The sequence below is a fragment of the Streptomyces sp. NPDC001137 genome, assembly GCF_040298885.1.
Classification (GTDB): Bacteria; Actinomycetota; Actinomycetes; order Streptomycetales; family Streptomycetaceae; genus Streptomyces.
Window position 1 is genome coordinate 1 of sequence record NZ_JBEPBA010000023.1, and the last position, 18,070, is coordinate 18,070.

13 protein-coding genes are annotated in these 18,070 nt (G+C 70.4%); 1 reads left to right on the plus strand and 12 read right to left on the minus strand.

All coding sequences use genetic code 11. The annotated features are described in order from the left end of the window. Positions 1 to 91 precede the first annotated feature (91 nt). The 10 genes from ABT254_RS34700 to ABT254_RS34745 form a co-directional block, all read right to left on the minus strand. Positions 92 to 694, minus strand: a complete 603-nt coding sequence (locus tag ABT254_RS34700) for a sarcosine oxidase subunit gamma (RefSeq protein ID WP_351479161.1) — start codon at positions 692 to 694, stop codon at positions 92 to 94. Beyond that, on the minus strand, positions 687 to 3,881 hold the full coding sequence (locus ABT254_RS34705) for a sarcosine oxidase subunit alpha family protein (protein WP_351479164.1): 3,195 nt from the start codon (positions 3,879 to 3,881) through the stop codon (positions 687 to 689). The genes ABT254_RS34700 and ABT254_RS34705 overlap by 8 nt, the downstream gene beginning before the upstream one ends. Before the next feature lie 12 nt (positions 3,882 to 3,893). Beyond that, positions 3,894 to 5,126, minus strand: coding sequence for a sarcosine oxidase subunit beta family protein (locus ABT254_RS34710; protein WP_351479167.1), 1,233 nt, complete (start codon positions 5,124 to 5,126; stop codon positions 3,894 to 3,896). Then, positions 5,123 to 6,409 (minus strand): serine hydroxymethyltransferase, encoded by a 1,287-nt coding sequence (gene glyA / locus ABT254_RS34715; protein ID WP_351479170.1) that lies wholly within the window; start codon positions 6,407 to 6,409, stop codon positions 5,123 to 5,125. Before glyA ends, ABT254_RS34710 begins: the two co-directional genes overlap by 4 nt. Further along, positions 6,406 to 7,266 (minus strand): bifunctional methylenetetrahydrofolate dehydrogenase/methenyltetrahydrofolate cyclohydrolase, encoded by an 861-nt coding sequence (locus tag ABT254_RS34720; protein ID WP_351479173.1) that lies wholly within the window; start codon positions 7,264 to 7,266, stop codon positions 6,406 to 6,408. Before ABT254_RS34720 ends, glyA begins: the two co-directional genes overlap by 4 nt. A 147-nt stretch (positions 7,267 to 7,413) precedes the next feature. Continuing rightward, the gene (locus tag ABT254_RS34725) at positions 7,414 to 9,852 is read right to left on the minus strand and encodes a GcvT family protein (protein WP_351479176.1); all 2,439 of its coding nucleotides are present in this window, start codon (positions 9,850 to 9,852) and stop codon (positions 7,414 to 7,416) included. A gap of 231 nt (positions 9,853 to 10,083) precedes the next feature. Then, complete coding sequence (locus ABT254_RS34730) at positions 10,084 to 11,046, minus strand: ABC transporter substrate-binding protein (RefSeq protein ID WP_351479179.1); 963 nt, start codon at positions 11,044 to 11,046, stop codon at positions 10,084 to 10,086. A gap of 13 nt (positions 11,047 to 11,059) precedes the next feature. Further along, a complete protein-coding gene (locus ABT254_RS34735; protein ID WP_351479181.1) occupies positions 11,060 to 13,060 on the minus strand; it encodes an ABC transporter permease in 2,001 nt (666 codons plus the stop codon). After that, positions 13,060 to 14,148: a quaternary amine ABC transporter ATP-binding protein gene (locus ABT254_RS34740; protein WP_351479184.1), complete on the minus strand. Its 1,089-nt coding sequence runs from the start codon at positions 14,146 to 14,148 to the stop codon at positions 13,060 to 13,062. The genes ABT254_RS34735 and ABT254_RS34740 overlap by 1 nt, the downstream gene beginning before the upstream one ends. 20 nt (positions 14,149 to 14,168) lie before the next feature. After that, complete coding sequence (locus tag ABT254_RS34745) at positions 14,169 to 15,638, minus strand: aldehyde dehydrogenase family protein (protein WP_351479186.1); 1,470 nt, start codon at positions 15,636 to 15,638, stop codon at positions 14,169 to 14,171. A 218-nt stretch (positions 15,639 to 15,856) separates the two neighbouring features. Here ABT254_RS34745 and purU point away from each other — a divergent pair, with 218 nt between their 5' ends. Beyond that, positions 15,857 to 16,729 (plus strand): formyltetrahydrofolate deformylase, encoded by an 873-nt coding sequence (gene purU, locus ABT254_RS34750; protein WP_099927114.1) that lies wholly within the window; start codon positions 15,857 to 15,859, stop codon positions 16,727 to 16,729. Positions 16,730 to 16,799: 70 nt separating this feature from the next. On the opposite strand, the gene ABT254_RS34755 is transcribed toward purU, so the two are convergent. Next, on the minus strand, positions 16,800 to 17,225 hold the full coding sequence (locus ABT254_RS34755) for a hypothetical protein (RefSeq protein WP_351479189.1): 426 nt from the start codon (positions 17,223 to 17,225) through the stop codon (positions 16,800 to 16,802). Positions 17,226 to 17,231: 6 nt separating this feature from the next. Next, a complete protein-coding gene (locus tag ABT254_RS34760; protein ID WP_351479192.1) occupies positions 17,232 to 18,068 on the minus strand; it encodes a methylenetetrahydrofolate reductase in 837 nt (278 codons plus the stop codon). Between the last annotated feature and the right edge of the window lie 2 nt (positions 18,069 to 18,070).

The window sequence follows — 18,070 nt, forward strand, 5'->3', positions numbered from 1 at the left end:
CTGAGCTGCCGGGACGCGGTGCTCCACGCCGTGGACTGCGGCCGGCTCTCCGAGGAGCGGGTGTGGGAGGCGGCCGGGCGGGTTCAGCCGGCTAGATGTATTCCGTCGCCGCGTCCAGCAACCAGTCCGTCAGGTAGCCGGCGAAGGACGAGCGGACCAGGACCCAGAAGCCGGCCCCGGGTTCGTCCCGGGCGACCAGGACGACCTGGGTGCGGCCCAGCGTCGTCTGGGCGCAGCGGCCCGCGCCGAAGGCGCGCGGGTGCAGGTCCAGTGCGCAGCCGTGGGCCAGCAGGTCGCGGGCTCTGGGGCCGGAGACGAGGAGTGTGGTGCGCTGGGCGGAGACGTCGGTGACGGAGACGGGCTCCTCTCCGACGGCCGCCCGGATCCGGGTCTCCAGGTCCCGCTCGCTGCCCGGCGGGCCCACCACCAGCCATTCGTCCGGACCGAGCCACAGCGCGGTCAACTCTCCGGCACGGATGGCCGTGTCGGGTTCGAGCGGCAGCGGCAGGCCCAGAGCGAGCCCGACCGCGTCGGTCGCTCCCCCCTTGGCGTCCAGGCGGACGTTCACCTGGGCCAGGAAGGGGAGTTCGGCCAGCCGGACCGCACCCCCGGAGGAGCGGGTCGCGGCGGCCAGGCGGTCGGCGTGGGGCGACAGGGGGCTGCGGGGCGGGGCGGTGAGTGCGGTGTCAGCCATCGCGGCGGGCTCCCTCGGGGTCGTAGAGGACGGGGCCGGCGACGGTCACCGGGACCAGACGGTCGCGCGCGACGGCGTACAGCCGCTCGCCGATCCGCTCCCGGCCGCCCTTGATCAGGGCCAGCGCGAAAGTCCGGCCGAGGGCGGCGCTGCGGTAGCTGGAGGTGACGTGGCCGAGCATCGGGACGGGCGGCGCGGGCAGCTCGCTGTCGGCGACCAGCTGGGTGCCCTCGGGGAGGAAGGTGCCGGGGTCCTCCGGGAGCAGGCCGACCAGGTGCTTGCGGTCCGGGCGGACGGCGTCGGCGCGGGCGAAGGAACGCTTGCCGATGAAGTCCCGCTTCTTCTTCGACACCGCCCAGCTCATGCCGAGGTCGTGCGGGGTGATCGTGCCGTCGGTGTCCTGCCCGATGATCGGGTAGCCCTTCTCGGCGCGCAGGACGTGCATGGTCTCGGTGCCGTACGGGGTGATGCCGTACGGGGCACCGGCCTCGTACAGCGCCTCCCACAGGGCGAGGGCCTGCCACGGCGACACGTTGATCTCGTAGGCGAGTTCACCGGAGAAGCTGATCCGGCACACGCGCGCCTCGATGCCCGCGACGGTCGTCTCCCGCCAGGCCATGAACGGGAAGTCGTCGTTGGAGACGGCGAGTCGGGGAGCGAGGGAGCCGAGGACGTCACGGGACTTCGGGCCGACCAGGGCGACGGTGGCCCACTGCTCGGTGACCGAGGTGCAGTGCACCTTCAGCTCGGGCCACTCGGTCTGGAGCCACTCCTCCATCCAGTCCAGTACGGCCGCCGCGTTGCCTGTGGTCGTGGTGACCAGGAAGCGGTCGGGGGCGAGACGGATGACCGTGCCGTCGTCGAAGACCATGCCGTCCGGCTTGCACATCACGCCGTAGCGGATCATGCCGACCTTCAGGGTGCTCATCATGTTGGTGTAGAGCAGGTCGAGGAAGACGCCGGCGTCCGGCCCCTGTACGTCGATCTTCCCGAGGGTGGAGGCGTCCATGAACGCCACGCCGTCGCGGGCGGCGGCGCACTCGCGCAGTACGGCCGCTTCCATGTCCTCGCCGTCCTGGGGGTAGTACCAGGGGCGCTTCCACTGGCCGACGTTCTCGAACAGGGCGCCGTGTTCGACGTGCCATCCGTGCAGGGCGGTGGTGCGGACCGGGTCGCTCAGCACGCCCCGGTCCCGGCCGGCCAGGGCCGCGAAGGAGACGGGCGTGTAAGGCGGCCGGAAGGTGGTCGTGCCGAGCGCGGAGATGTCCACGCCGAGCAGATCGGCGACCACACCGCTGGCCAGGACGCCGGAGGTCTTGCCCTGGTCGTTGGCGGTGCCGGCCGTGGTGTAGCGCTTGGTGTGCTCGACCGAGCGCATGCCGGCGCCGGTCGAGCGGGCCAGGTCGTCGACGGTGACGTCCCGCTGGAGGTCGACGAAGCGGGGGGCGCCCTCGCGGCCGGGGACGGTGAAGACCTGCATGGGCGGCGTGGCCTGCGGCTGGGCGGGCACGGCCGGGAGCGCAGGGGCCTCCGGGGTGTAGCCCTCGGCCTCGATCGCGCGGGCACCGGCGGCGGCTCCCTGGGCGAGCACGGCGGCCAGGTCGAAGGTGCCGTTCGCGCTGCCCGCGACCTCGACGGCCTGCCGGACGACGTCGGGCACGAAGGTGCCGAGCGCCTCGTCGTAGCGGAGCTTGCCGCCGGCCTGGCTGAAGAGGTGCGCCACCGGGTTCCAGCCGCCGGAGACCAGCAGCAGGTCCGCGGCGAACTCCCGCTGCGCCACGGTCTGTCCGAACGGCGCCACGCTCACGGCGGTCAGCCGCGCCTCACCCTCGGTGCCGGTCACCGCGTATCCGGCGAGCACCTCGATGCCCGCGGCTCGGGCACGGGCCGCCCACTCGCCGGGGGCGGGGCGGGTGTCGACGATCGCCGCGATCTGCACGCCCGCCGCGGCGAGGTCCAGTGCGGCGGCGTAGGCGCTGTCGTTGGTGGTGAACACGACCGCGTGACGGCCGGGCAGGACACCGTGGCGGTGCAGGTGGGTGCGGGCCGAGGCGGCCAGCATGATGCCGGGGCGGTCGTTGTCCGCGAAGGCCAGCGAGCGCTCGTGGGCGCCGGTGGCGAGGACGACACGGCGGGCGCGGATGCGGTGCACGCGCTCGCGGGAGACGTTGTCCGGGGCCTCGGCGCCGAGGTGGTTGGTGCGGCGCTCCACGGCGAGGACGTGGTTGTCGTCGTAGTAGCCGAAGACGGTGGTACGGCGCAGCACGCGGACCTCGGGGGCGGCCTCCAGACGGTCGCCCAACTCCTCGGCCCAGTCGAGGAGTTCGCCGGTGCCGAGGAGGCTGCCGCCGAGTTCGGGGCGGTCGTCGGCGAGGATGACGCGGGCGCCGCTGCTCGCGGCGGCCGCTGCCGCCGCGAGGCCGGCCGGGCCGGCGCCGACGATCAGCAGGTCGCAGTGGGCGTGTACGGCGTCGTAGCGGGCGGGGTCCGGTCGGGTGGCCAGGCGGCCCTGGCCGGGGAGGCTGGTGGCGACCAGGCCGTCGTAGAGCTCGACGGTGGTGGCCGGGAGCATCGGCTCGGGGAAGGGCTCCTCGATCTGGATGACGGCGTTGGGTTCTTCCACGCCGGCGGAGAAGATGCCTCGGGGGCGGCCGAGTTTGATGCTGGTCGCCGCCTGGATCACGCCGTTGGCCAGCAGGGCCGAGGCGAGGGTGTCGCCGCGGAAGCCCTGGTATTCGGTGCCGTCGAAAGTGAACGTGAGGGGCTCGGCGCGGTTGATGCGACCGCCGGTCGAGAGGCGGAAGCCCGTTGCCGTGGACGTCACTGGGGGCTCCGCCCCCAGGCCCCCGATCGGCCCTGAAGGGGCCTCGTCCTCAAACGCCGGACGGGCTGGTTGTGCCGGCCGGGGCTCGACAGCCGCCGGACGTTGCTCCCCCGCCCGGTACACCGCCAGGATCTCGTTCGTCGACGTGTCCCGTACCGCGTTGAACCAGCGGCGGCAGCCCGCCGAGTGGCTCCAGCGTTCGGCGAAGGGGCCCTTCGGGTTGTCGCGGAAGAACAGGTACTTGGCCCACTCCTCGTCGGTCAGCGCCGACGGGTCCTGCGGGTACGCCACATGCGCCTGGCCGCCGTAGTGGAACTCGGCTTCGTCGCGGGGCCCGCACCACGGGCATGAGATCAACAGCATGGTTCGGGCTCCCTAGTGGGCCACCGCGGCAGCGCCGTGCTCGTCGACGAGCGCGCCGGTGGTGAAACGGTCGAGCGAGAAGGGGGCGTTGAGGGGGTGGGGGGTGTCGTGGGCGATGGTGTGGGCGTAGACCCAGCCGACGCCGGGGGTGGCCTTGAAACCGCCCGTTCCCCAGCCGCAGTTGAGGTAGAGGTTGTCGACGGGGCTGAGGCCGACGATCGGTGAGGCGTCGGGGCTGACGTCGACGATGCCGCCCCAGGTGCGCAGGACGTGGGCGCGGGCGAAGACCGGGAAGAGCTCCAGGGCCGCGGCCATCTGCTCCTCGATGATGTGGAAGGCGCCGCGCTGGGTGTAGGAGTTGTACGCGTCGATACCGGCGCCCATCACCAGCTCGCCCTTGTGCGCCTGGCTGACGTACACGTGGACCGCGTTGGACATCACCACGGTGGGGTGGACCGGTTCCAGGAGCTCCGAGACCAGGGCCTGAAGCGGGTGGCTCTGGACCGGGAGGTCGATGCCGGCCATGGCGGCGAGGACCGAGGTGTGGCCGGCGGAGCACAGGGCCACCTTGCCTGCCGCGATCGGGCCGAGGTTGGTCTGGACGCCCACGACCCGGCCGCCGACCACGTCCAGGCCGGTGACCTCGCAGTTCTGGATGATGTCGATACCGGCCGCGTCCGCGGAGCGGGCGAAGCCCCAGGCCACGTAGTCGTGCTTGGCGATGCCGGCGCGTGGCTGGTAGGTGCCGCCGAGGACCGGGTAGCGCACGTCGGGTGAGACGTTGACGATCGGGCAGACCTCCTTGACCTGCTCCGCGTCGAGCCACTCGGCGTCGACGCCGTTGAGGCGGTTGGCCTCGACACGGCGGACGCTGTCGCGGACGTCCTGGAGGCTGTGGGCGAGGTTGAGGACGCCTCGCTGGGAGAAGAGGATCGGGTAGTCCAGCTCCTCGTCCAGGCCCTCCCACAGTTTGAGGGCGTGCTCGTAGATGCCGGCGCTCTCGTCCCACAGGTAGTTGGAGCGGATGATCGTGGTGTTGCGGGCCATGTTGCCGCCCGCGAGCCAGCCCTTCTCCAGTACGGCGACGTTGGTGATGCCGTGGTTCTTGGCCAGGTAGTGGGCGGTGGCCAGGCCGTGGCCGCCGCCGCCCACGATCACGACGTCGTACGACCGCTTCGGCTCGGGGTTGCGCCAGAGGAAGTCCGGGTGGTCGGGGAGGTCGGCGCCGGGGGTGGTGGGGCTCATCGGGCGTCTCCTGAAGTACCGGAAAGGTGCGGGTAGAGCGGGTGTTTGGCGGCCAGGGCCGCCGTGCGGGCGCGCAGGGCCGCGAGGTCGGGCTCCGGCTGGAGGGCCAGCGCGATCACGTCGGCGACCTCCGCGAAGTCCTCCTCCGTGAAGCCGCGGGTGGCCAGCGCCGGGGTGCCGATGCGCAGGCCGGAGGTGACCATCGGCGGGCGCGGGTCGAAGGGGACGGCGTTGCGGTTGACGGTGATGCCGATCTCGTGGAGCAGGTCCTCGGCCTGACGGCCGTCCAGCGGCGATTCCCGCAGGTCCACCAGGACCAGGTGGACGTCCGTGCCTCCGGTCAGGACCTTCACCCCGGCCGCCGCCGCATCCGGCTGCGTCAGACGCTCGGCCAGGACGCGGGAGCCGGCCAGGGTGCGGGCCTGGCGCTCGGCGAACTCCGGGGACGCGGCGACCTTGAAGGACACCGCCTTCGCGGCGATGACATGTTCGAGGGGGCCGCCCTGCATGCCGGGGAAGACCGCCGAGTTGATCTTCTTGGCGAGGTCGGCCTCGTTGGTGAGGATCACTCCGCCGCGCGGGCCGCCGAGCGTCTTGTGGGTGGTCGTGGTGGTGACATGCGCGTGCGGGACCGGGTTCGGGTGGAGCCCCGCCGCCACCAGGCCCGCGAAGTGCGCCATGTCGACCATCAGCAGGGCGCCGACCTCGTCGGCGATCCGGCGGAAGGCCGCGAAGTCCAGCTGCCGGGGGTAGGCCGACCAGCCCGCGATGATCATCTTGGGGCGGTGTTCCTTGGCGAGCTGCTCGACCTCGTCCATGTCGACCAGGTTGTCGGCCTCGGACACGTGGTAGGGCACCACGTTCAGCATCTTGCCGCTGTAGTTGATGCGCATGCCGTGGGTGAGGTGGCCGCCGTGCGCGAGGTCCAGGCCGAGGATGGTGTCGCCGGGCTGGAGCAAGGCGAAGAAGACCGCCGTGTTGGCCTGGGCGCCCGAGTGCGGCTGGACGTTGGCGTAGCCGGCGCCGAAGAGGGACTTGACGCGCTCGATCGCCAACCGCTCGGTGACGTCGACGTGTTCGCAGCCGCCGTAATAGCGGCGGCCGGGGTAGCCCTCGGCGTACTTGTTGGTCGCGACCGAGCCCTGGGCCTCCATCACGGCGGTGGGGGCGAAGTTCTCGGAGGCGATCATCTCGAGGGTGGACTGCTGGCGGTGCAGTTCGGCGGCGAGCGCTTCGTGGACCTCGGGGTCCAGCTCCGCCAGGGGGGTGTTCAGCGCGTTCATACGGCGTTCGCATTCCTCTCGGCGGCCTCGACGACGTTGGCCAGCAACATCGCGCGGGTCATGGGGCCCACGCCCCCGGGCATCGGCGCGAGCCAGCCGGCGACTTCGGCGGCCTGCGCGTGGATGTCGCCGACCAGCCCGTTCTCGGTGCGGGTGATGCCGACGTCCAGGACGGCCGCGCCGGGGCGCAGCATGTCCTTGGTGATCAGTCCGGGCGAGCCGGCGGCCGCGATGACGATGTCCGCCTCGCGCACGTGCCAGGACAGGCCCTTGGTACCGGTGTGGCAGAGGGTGACGGTGGCGTTCTCGGAGCGGCGGGTCAGGAGCAGCCCGATGGGCCGTCCGACCGTGATCCCGCGTCCGATGACGCACACCCGGGCGCCCGCGAGGGGCACCTCGTAGCGGCGGAGCAGTTCGACGATGCCGCGCGGGGTGCAGGGCAGCGGCGCCGCGGTGCCCAGGACGAGCCGGCCGAGGTTGACGGGGTGCAGTCCGTCGGCGTCCTTGGCCGGGTCCATACGGGCCAGTACGGCGCCCGCGTCCAGGTGCCCCGGAAGCGGGAGCTGGACGATGTAGCCGGTGCAGGCCGGGTCGGCGTTGAGTTCGTCGATGACGTCCTCGACCTGCTGCTGGGTCGCGTCCGCGGGCAGATCGCGGCGGATGGAGGCGATCCCCACCTGCGCGCAGTCCCGGTGCTTGCCACCGACGTAGGCATGACTGCCGGGGTCGTCACCGACGAGGACGGTACCGAGCCCCGGCGGCCGTCCGCCGTTGGCGGTCAACTTGGCGACACGCTCGGCGAGTTCACGGCGGATCTTGGCGGCGGTCGCCTTCCCGTCCAGCACTTGGGCAGTCACCGACGGCACTCCTTCCAACGAGGCTCAGCTGCAGCGCCCCAAAGGGGCGCGGGCCTGTGTCTATTTGCGGCTCCGCCGCGGGGCGCGACCAGCCACAACGAACCAGCAGCCGATCGACAACCAATCGGGGCACCCCCTACGAACCACTCACCCACGGAGACGGGACATCGTCGGGTCGAACAACGGCTCCTCGGCAACGACCGCCTCGATGCGCTGATCGAAGTACCCGATCTGCAACGCGGTCCCAGGAGCGGCCAGCTCACTCGGCAGCCACGCGTACGCGATCCCCTTGCCGATCGTGTAGCCGTACGCCGCGCTGGTCACATAACCGACCGCCCGCTCACCGTCGAACACCGGCTCCTTGCCGAGGACGACAGACCGCGGGTCGTCGATGGTGAGACACGTCAGCTTCCGCCGCACGTCGGCCTTACGGCGCTCAAGCGCTGCCTTGCCGATGAACTCACCCTTGTCGAGCTTCACCGCGAACCCGACTCCGGCCTCGTAGGGGTCGTGCTCGTAGGTCATGTCGGTCCCGAAGGACCGATACCCCTTCTCCAGGCGGAGGCTGTTGAAGGCGCCGCGGCCGGCGATGATGCCGCCGAGGGGCCTCGCCGCCTGCCAGAGGGTGTCCCAGAGCTTCTGGCCCTGGTCGGCGGTGGTGTACAGCTCCCAGCCGAGTTCACCGACGTACGACAGGCGCATCGCGGTCACCGGTACCGAGCCGATGTAGGCGTGCTTGGCGCGGAAGTACTTGAGGCCGTCGCCCGAGAAGTCCTCGTCCGTCAGCGGCTGCAGGACCTTGCGGGCCAGCGGGCCCCACAGGCCGATGCAGCAGGTGCCGGGGGTGATGTCGCGGACCTGGACGGTGCCGTCGGCGGGCAGGTGGCGGGTGAGCCAGTCGAGGTCCAGGTTGCCGTTGGCGCCGACCTGGAAGAGGTCGCGGGCCAGGCGGGCGACGGTGACGTCGCTGCGGATGCCGCCGTCGTGGTCGAGCAGGAGGGTGTACGTCACCGAGCCGACGGACTTGGCGACCTTGCCGGTGACCAGCTTCTCCAGGAAGTCGGCGGCGCCGGGGCCGCTGACCTCGAGGCGCTTGAGGGCCGTCATGTCGTACATCGCGACGGTCTCGCGGGTGACCTGCGCCTCGGCGCCGACGATCGGCGACCAGAACTGCGCCGCCCAGTCGTTGGGGGTGGGGATGTTGCGGCCCGCGACGAGGGAGGCGTTTGCCTCGTACCACTGTGGGCGCTCCCAGCCGTTCGCCTCCAGGAAGAAGGCGCCGTGCTCCTGCTGGCGGGCGTGGAAGGGGCTGGTGCGGATCGGGCGCGGCTTCCCGGACGGCTGGAGGGGGTGGAGGATGTCGTAGACCTCGACGAAGTTCTGGCAGTCGCGGGCGAGGACGTACTCCGGGGAGAGCTGGTGCGGCTCGAAGCGGTTGACGTCGCACTCGTGCAGGTCGAAGGAGGAGCAGTAGCCGTCGACCAGCCACTCGGCCATGGCCCGGCCGACGCCCGCGGAGTGGGTGACCCAGACGGCCTCGGCGACCCAGAAGCCCTTGACGTCGCTCGACTCGCCGAGCAGCGGGAAGTTGTCGGTGGTGAAGGAGAACAGGCCGTTGATGCCCTCCTCGATCTTCGCCTCCTGTGTCGCGGGGAGCAGGGACTGGGTCTCGGCCCAGGCGGGCTCGAAGTCCTCCTCGGTGAACTTCAGGACCGAGGGCATGTCGGCGGCCTCGTCGACGGAGAGGATCTCGTCGGCGGTGATCGGCATCGGGCGGTGGCCGTAGTAGCCGATGCCGATGCCGTCGAAGCGGTCGCGGTAGTAGAGGTCGGCGTCCTGGTGGCGCAGGATCGGGCGGACCGCCTCCTCGGTCTGGCCGGCGAGGGCGGGCACGGGGCCGGTCCAGGCGAGCTGGTGGGCGAGCGGGGTCAGCGGGAGGTTCATGCCCACCATGCGGGCGATCTTCGGGCCCCAGATGCCGGCGCAGCACACGACGATGTCGGCCGCGATCTCGCCCTGGTCGGTGAGGACGCCGGTGACGCGGCCGTCGGCCTGCTGGACGTCCAGGACCTCGTGGCGGGCCAGGAAGGTCACGCCACGCTCGGTGGCGCGGCGGATCTGTGCCTCCACGGCGAGGACCGCCTTGGCCAGGCCGTCGGTGGGGACGAGGAGGCCGCCGAGGACCTTGTCGCGGTTGACCAGGGGGTGCTGCTCGACGCACTCGTCGGCGCTCAGCAGCCGGGCCTCGATGCCCCAGGCGGTGATCCAGCCGTGGCGGCGGTGCAGTTCCGCGAGGCGCTCGGGGGTGGTCGCCACTTCGAGGCCGCCGACCTGGAGGAAGCAGGGCTTGCCGTCGACGTCGAGCGAGCAGAACTTCTCGACGGTGTAGCGGGCCAGCTCGGTCATGGTCTTGGAGGAGTTGGTCTGGAAGACCAGGCCCGGCGCGTGCGAGGTGGAGCCTCCCGTGGCGGGCAGCGGGCCCTGGTCGACCACGGTCACTTCGGTCCAGCCTCGCGCGGAGATCTCGTCAGCGAGGGCCGCTCCCACGACGCCCGCTCCGATGATCACCACTCGGGGTCCCGCCATCGCCGCACCTCCGAAATTCAAAACCGTCGAGTTGCTTTCTGCGCAACGTGATTCAGGTTGCGCAACTCAGCGTGCCTGTCGCGGGAGGGGGGTGTCAAGAGGTCCGTGACGTCGGAAAACGGGCCGGAACACCCGCCGGGACATGGCGATGCCCGGCGGGCGGCGCACATCAGTGCACGCCGCCCGCCGGGCATGTTCGACCGTCCGCCCAGTCCGGCTGTCAGGGCCGGGCTACTTGATCCAGGCGTCCACCTTGTCCTTGTTCGCCTCGACCCACTTCTTGGCCGCCGCGTCGTCCGTCATCTTGTCCTGGGCGATGTACTTGGCGACCTCGTTCTGGTCGTCGTTCGTCCAGTTGAAGTTCTTCACCAGGTTGTAGGCGGGGCTGCCGGCCTTGGCGAACTTCGCGCTGACGATCTTGTTGAGGTTGTAGACGGGATAGTCGCAGGCGACCTTCGCCGCATCCGCGTCGCAGCCCGTCTTGTAGGCGGGCAGGCTGACCTTCTTCAGCGGGACCTCGGACAGGAACCACTGCGGCTCGTAGAAGTAGCCGATCACCCACTGCTTGTTCTTCTCGGCGGTGCGGAAGGCCTGGATGAGCGCCGTCTCGCTGCCCGCGTACACCACCTTGAAGTTCAGCTTCAGGTTCTTGACCAGCGCCTCGTCGTTGGTGACGTACGACGGGTCGCCGTCCAGGAGCTGGCCCTTGCCGCCCGACTCGGACGTCTTGAACTTCGAGGCGTACTTGTTGAGGTTCTTCCAGTCGAGGATGTCGGGGTGCGCCTTGGCCAGCCACGGCGGCACGTACCAGCCGATGATGCCTTTGTTGCCGGTCTGGCCGGCGTCCACGGCGGTCTTCTGCTGGTCTATGTACTTCTTCACCAGGTCGGGGTGGCCCCAGTTCTCCAGGACGGCGTCGACCTCGCCGGTGCCGAAGCCCTGCCAGGCGATCTCTTCCTTGAGGTTCTTCTTGGTGACCGTACAGCCGAGGTTGTGCTGGGCGACGTAGGCGACGACCGCCGCGTCCGCCTCGTAGCCCACCCACGGGTTGACGGCCAGGTTGAAGGTGCCGCACTTGCCCGAGCTTCCCGAGCCCGCGGAGGAGCTGTCTCCGACCTTCGCCCCGCCGCACGCGGTGAGGGTGAGGCCGAGGACGGCCAGGCCGGCCGCGCCGGCTCGCCAGTGTCTTGCCATGGTGTCGTGCTCCTTAAGCGCTGGCGCGGCGCGCCGCGGCCTGAGTGATCCGGTCGAACATGACTCCGAGAAGGACGATGGCCAGACCCGCGGCAAGCCCCTTCCCGTACAGCTGCCCCTGTGAGAAACCGGCCACGACGTCGTAGCCGAGAGCGCCTGCACCTACCAGGCCGCCCACAACAACCATCGACAGCACGTAGATCAGGCCCTGGTTGGTGGCAAGCGTCAGGGCACTGCGTGACATCGGCAGTTGAACCTTGGTGATGATCTGCCAGGTGTTGCACCCGGCGGACGTGGCCGCCTCCACGGTGGTCTCGGGCACCGCCCGTATCCCGTCCGCGATGATCTTCATGGCGACGGGGGCCCCGTACACGATCGCGGCGACGATGGCCGTGAAGCGGGTGGGGCCGAACAGCGCGAGGAACGGCACGAGGTAGACGAAGGGCGGCATGACCTGGGCGGCGTCCAGAGTGGGCCGGATCAGCCGGTCCGCCATCATGCTGCGCCCCATCCACACCCCGAAGACGATGCCGAGCACCATCACCAGCACCGTCGCGACGAGCGTCGAGGCCAGTGTGGTCATGGCGTCCGACCACAGACCGGTGCCGACCAGCAGGCCCACGCACACGGCCGTGGTGAGACCGGACTTCCAGCCGCCGAGCACCACGCCCAGCGCCACCAGCACCGCGCCGACGAGCCACCACGGGGAGTCGGTGACCAGCGTCTGGAACGGGTTGAGCAGACCGTTGGTGATGACGTCACGGATGGCGTTGGTGACGCCCGAGAGGCTGTCCTGCGCCCAGTTGGTCGCACTGTCCGCCGCGCTCGCGATATGGCTGCCGACCGTGCCGTCACCGGGGAACTCGGCCGCCCACAGGTAGGTGTGCGACAGATAGATCAGGACCGCGGTGACCGCGGCGCCGGCGGCCAGCAGGGGCCGCCGCCACTTCGCGAAGTCGTGCTTGGCGTTCCGCGCGTTCTCCTCGCGGGCGGCGGCCGCGGTGGTCACCCGGTCCAGGACGATCGCCATGACGACGATGGCGAGACCCGCGTTGAAGGCGGTGCCGACGTCGAGCGACTGCAGCGCCTGGAGGACGACCGGGCCGAGCCCGGGGGCGTTGATCAGGGCCGCGATGGTCACCATGGCCAGGGCGGCCATGATGGTCTGGTTGACGCCCATCACCACGGTCCGCTTGGACATCGGCAGCAGCACCTTCAGCAGCGACTGACGGCGGGTGGCTCCCAGGGAGTCGGCCGCCTCGACCGTCGTCTGGGAGACGTTGCGGATGGCGTGCGCGGTGATGCGGATCGTCGGCGGCGCCGCGTAGATCACGGTGGCGATGGTGGCGGAGGCGCCGCCGATGAGGAAGAACAGGGTCAGCGGTGCCAGGTAGACGAAGGTCGGCATCGTCTGCATGAAGTCCAGGAAGGGCGCGACGATCCGGTTGAACCGGTCCGACAGCCCCGCCCACACCCCGAGCGGGATCGCGAACAGCAGCGCCACGAACACCGCGGAGAGCGTGAGGGAGAGGGTGTCCATGCTCTGCTGCCACAGCCCCTGCAGCCCGAAGAAGGTGAACCCGGCCACGGCCAGCAGCGCGACCCGCCAGTTGCCCACCGCCCAGGAGACATAGCCGGCGATGCCGACGACACCGAGCCAGCCGATCTCCGGCACCGGGCGGGCCCCGGACGGCTGGGAGATCAGGTGCTGGATGAAGGTCGCCAGGTTGTCGACGACCAGCCGGATCTCGTTGAAGAAGTACAGGAAGAGCGGGTTGGAGTTGCGGTTGGCGCCGATCGAGTCGTTGAGGTCGTTGATCCACCGGTGCAGATCGGTCAGGTCGGCCGCCGCCAGCGTCAGCGTCTGCTTTCCGCGCAGTACGGCGAAGAGCACCAGCCAGACGACGACGATCGCGCCGACCACCATGGTCCGGCTGATCCTTCGCGCCGCCTTGACGGGAGCGACCGGCTCCACGGCCTCCGTTTTCTCGGGCTTTTCTATGGCGACGGTCATCACGCGCCGCCTTCCTGCCCGGCGACCACCGCGAGGATCTCCTCGTCACCGACGATGCCGAGCAGCTTGCCGTTCTCGACGACCTTGACGGGCTTGTCGGCCGCGAGCACCGCCCGGGTGGCCTCCTTCACCACGACGTCCGGGCCCAGCTCGGGGCCGTCCAGCTCGTCGCCGTCCTCCGGCGCCCGCATGATCCAGCGCAGGGTGAGGACGTCGCCGCGGGGCACGTCCTTCACGAACTCGCGGACGTAGTCGTCGGCCGGGGCGCCGACCAGTTCGTCGCCGGTGCCGCACTGGACCATCTTGCCGTCGCGCATGATCAGGATGCGGTCGCCCAGCTTCAGCGCCTCGGAGAGGTCGTGGGTGATGAACACCATGGTCTTGCCGACCTCGTGGTGCAGGCGGATGACCTCGTTCTGCATGTCCCGGCGGATCAGCGGGTCGAGCGCGGAGAACGGCTCGTCGAAGAAGAGCACGTCCGGGTCTCCGGCGAGCGCCCGGGCGAGGCCCACGCGCTGCTGCATACCGCCGGAGAGCTGGTCGGGGTAGGACTTCTCGTAGCCGGACAGGCCGACCAGCTCGACGACCTCCAAGGCCCGCTTGGTGCGCTCCGCCCTGCTCATGCCGCGGATCTCCAGGCCGAAGGCCACGTTGTCCACGACCCGGCGGTGCGGCAGCAGCCCGAAGTGCTGGAAGACCATGGAGAACTTGCGGCGGCGCAGGTCGCGCAGCCGGGCCGCGTCGGCCTCGCGGATGTCCTGGCCCTCGAAGACGACCTCGCCCGAGGTGGGTTCGATCAGCCGGGTCAGACATCGTACGAGGGTGGACTTGCCGGAGCCGGACAGCCCCATGACCACGAACACCTCGCCCTTGCGGACGTCGAAGTTCACGTCACGGACCGCGGCGGTACAGCCCGTGCGGTCCATCAGCTCGCGGCGGGAGAGACCGCACAGCTCCTCTGAGCCCGGTACCCGGTCGGCCTTCGGCCCGAACACCTTCCACAGATTGCGCACGGATATGACGGGCGTGTCGTCCGAGTCCTGGGGGGTGCCACGCCGCTGCGGCACCTCTGTCTGTGTGGGGGTCACGATCGACCTCATTTCGGCGTTCAGCCGCGGAACCAGCGCTGCGGCCGGGGTTGGATGTTCTGCCAGATGTGCTTGGGCTCTCGGTACTCGTCCAGGCCGGTCGGTCCCAGCTCCCGGCCCGTGCCCGAGTGCCCGAAGCCACCCCATTCCGCTTGCGGCACATAGGGGTGGTAGTCGTTGATCCACACCGTGCCGTGGCGCAGCCGCCGGGCGACGCGCTGGGCCTTGCCGGCGTCCTCGGTCCAGACGGCGCCGGCGAGTCCGTACTCGGTGTCGTTGGCGATGCGTACGGCATCGTCCTCGTCGGTGAAGCGTTCGATGGTCAGCACGGGTCCGAAGGACTCCTCGTGCACCACCCGCATGTCCTGTGTGCACGCGTCGAGCACGGTCGGCGGGTAGTAGTGACCGTTCGCCAGGGCCGGGTCGTCGGGCCGCCGGCCGCCGCAGCGCAGTACGGCGCCCTCTTCCAGACCTGCCGCGACATACGCCTCGACCTTCGCCAGGTGCTGGGCGGAGATCAGCGCTCCGGTCTCGGCGTCGGGGTCGAAGGGGCCGCCCAGGCGGATCTGCCGGGCGCGGCGGACCACCTCGTCGACGAAGCGGTCGTGCAGCGAGTCCTCGACGATCAGCCGGGCGCCCGCCGAGCAGACCTGCCCGGAGTGCAGGAAGACGGCCGTGAGAGCCATGTCCACGGCCGTCTCGAAGTCGGCGTCGGCGAAGACGACGTTGGGGTTCTTGCCGCCGAGTTCCAGCGCCACCTTCTTCACGGTGGCGGCCGCGGTGGCCATGATCCGCTTGCCGGTCTCCAGGCCTCCGGTGAAGGAGACCATGTCGACGCGCGGGTCCTCGGAGAGCGGGGCGCCCACCTCGGGGCCGGTGCCCAGGACGAGGTTGGCGGCGCCGGCCGGCAGCCCCGCCTCCTGAAGTGCCTTCATCAGCAGGATGGAGGTGGAGGGGGTGAGCTCGCTGGGCTTCAGGACGATCGTGTTGCCGGCGAGCAGCGCCGGGGCGACCTTCCAACTGGCCTGCAACAGCGGGTAGTTCCAGGGGGTGATCAGTCCGCACACGCCGACCGGCTCGTACACGACTCGGCTGATGGCGTCGTCGCGGCCGGTGTCGATCACCCGTCCGGCGTCGGTGCCGCCGATCCCGCCGTAGAAGCGGAAGCAGGAGACGACATCGGCGATGTCGTACTCGCTCTCCACCAGCCGCTTGCCGGTGTCCAGCGACTCGGCGCGGGCGAACTCCTTGGCGTCGCGCTCGAGGATGTCGGCGGTGCGCAGCAGCAGGGCGCCGCGCTCGCGCTCGGGGGTGCGGGGCCAGGGGCCCTCGTCGAAGGCCCGGCGGGCGGCGGCGATCGCGGCCTCCGTGTCGGCGCGCGTCCCTTCCGCTACGGTCGCCGAGAGGGTGCCGTCGGCGGGGCAGCGGATTTCACGGCGCCCGCCGGCCACCGGCTCGCGCCACTCTCCGTCCACATACAGATCTGCCACGCGCCAAGCCTTTCAACCGAAATTCGTTGCGCATCGTGCATTCAATTGCTTGTGGTGGAACACCCTGACGAATGTCCAGACAGACGTCAAGGGGTTGGCGGATGACGATTTCGCAAGGGGGCCAATGCCCCTTCCTCTCTTGACCGAGGGGCCCACCGGCCCGACCATGTTGCGTATCGCTCACCTTGTTGTGCAATACGCACCGACGGAGGCCGCACATGTCCCCTCGCCCGCAACCTGGCCGTGAGTTCGTCCTCACTCTCTCGTGTCCCGACAGCGCGGGACTGGTCCATGCCGTGAGCGGCTTCCTCGTCAGGAACTCCGGCAACATCCTGGAAAGCCAGCAGTTCGATGATCGACTCCAGGGCCGCTTCTTCATGAGGGTGCACTTCGACGTTTCCGATCCAAACGCGGATCTGGAAACTCTGCGTTACCGGTTCGGTCCCGTCGCCGAGGCCTACCGCATCTCCTGGAAGCTGTGGGACGCCTCGACCCCGACCCGGACACTGATCATGGTGTCCAAGTTCGGCCACTGCCTCAACGACCTGCTCTTCCGCCGCCGCACCGGCGCCCTCAACATCGAGATCCCCGCGATCGTCTCCAACCACCGGGACTTCGAGGGCCTGGCGGAGACCTACGGCATCCCCTTCCACCACGTCCCGGTGACCAAGGAGACCAAGCCGGAGGCGGAGGCGCGGCTGTTGGAGCTGGTGCGCGAGCTGGACGTCGACCTCGTGGTGCTCGCCCGCTACATGCAGGTCCTCTCCGACGACCTGTGCAAGCAGCTGGAGGGCCGCGCGATCAACATCCACCACTCCTTCCTGCCCAGCTTCAAGGGCGCACGCCCGTACGTCCAGGCCTACGACCGCGGAGTGAAGCTGGTCGGCGCGACGGCGCACTACGTGACCTCGGACCTGGACGAGGGCCAGATCATCGAGCAGGACGTGGTCCGCGTGGACCACTCCCTCGACCCCGGCGAGCTGGTCACGGTCGGCCGGGACGTGGAGGCCCAGGTGCTCGCGCACGCCGTGAAGTGGCACAGCGAGAGCCGCGTGATGGTGGACGGCAACCGCACGGTGGTCTTCCGCTGAGCGGTGCCACGACAGTGGGCGGGCTGGATCTCCAGCCCGCCCACTGTCGTATACGGCGATCGTGTACGGCTCAGCCGTGCCCGCTTCCGGAACGCCGGGCCCAGCGCCGCAGCTGGGCCAGGCACTTCGCCTTCGCCTCCCGCAGCGACGCCGGCTCGCCCGTACTGCTCATGAACGCCGTGACCGGCGTCCACCGGCTGCGGCCCGCGGCCGTCTGCCAGCGGACCGCCGGAAAGTCCGTGACGGCACGAATCCACTGCCGCGGTATCACCCGGGTCCACAGCAGGCCCCGCACCACCAGCCGGTCGGCCTCACAGCGCACGCCGATCCGGTAGCCGCGCACGGTGAGCATCACGCTGAGCGCGAGGACCGCCCCGGCGGCGCTCCACGACAGCGCATCCGCGCTCCCGGCGCCGAAGACGACCGCGCCCGCCGCGGGCACGACCCACGGCGCCGCGCAGGCCACCCGGGCCGGTCTCGGCGGCAGTATCTCCACGGCGCCTCAGCCTACGAGTCGGTCCAGCAGCGCGCGGCGCCAGGCTTCCGTCTCGGCGATCTGGTTGAAGGTGAACAGGTGCAGTCCCGCCACTGCGGACGCGGGCCCGCGCAGGGCCTCCTCGGTGCGGGTCAGGAGCTTCTCGGGTGAGTAGCCCCCGGGCGCCGCGAACCGCAGGAACCACGACGCGTGCTTGGTCAGGAAGCGCGTCGACTCCCCCACTCCGATCTTCGTGGCCATCGCGAGCAGCTTCGCCCGCTGCACGGGCCCCGCGACACCCAGATGCACGGGCAGCGTGACATCCCGCCGCCGTATCCGCGCCACCCACTCCCCCAGTACCCGCGGGTCGAAGCACAGGTTGCTCACGATGTACGTCGCGTGCGCGCGCTTGTCCCACATCGCCTGGATGGTGATGTCGTCGTGGATGAGGGGGTGGCTCTCGGGATAGCCGGTGATGCCGACGTCGGCAAACGGCCCGCCCAGCTCGCTCAGGCGGCGCAGCACCGGCAGGGCACCGTCGTAGGACCCGGCCGGCGGGTCCGCGTCCCCCGCCGGTACGAAGACGTCGTCCACGCCCGACTCGCGGAGGCGGTCGACGACCTCCTTCAGGTGGGCGTCGTCCCGCAGCAGCCGCGCGGGCACGTGCGGCACGACGCGGTAGCCGTGCGCAGCGAGCCGCCCCGTCAGATCGAGGGTCGGCTCCAGGCCCTTGACCGGCGACGCCGTGATGGTGACCACGACGTCGCGCGGGACATGGGCGAGGACCTTGTCCTCGGTGGCCTTCGCGGGCAGCACCTCGTAGCGGACGCTGTCCAGCAGCGCCCTCAGCCCGGTGGTGTCCAAGG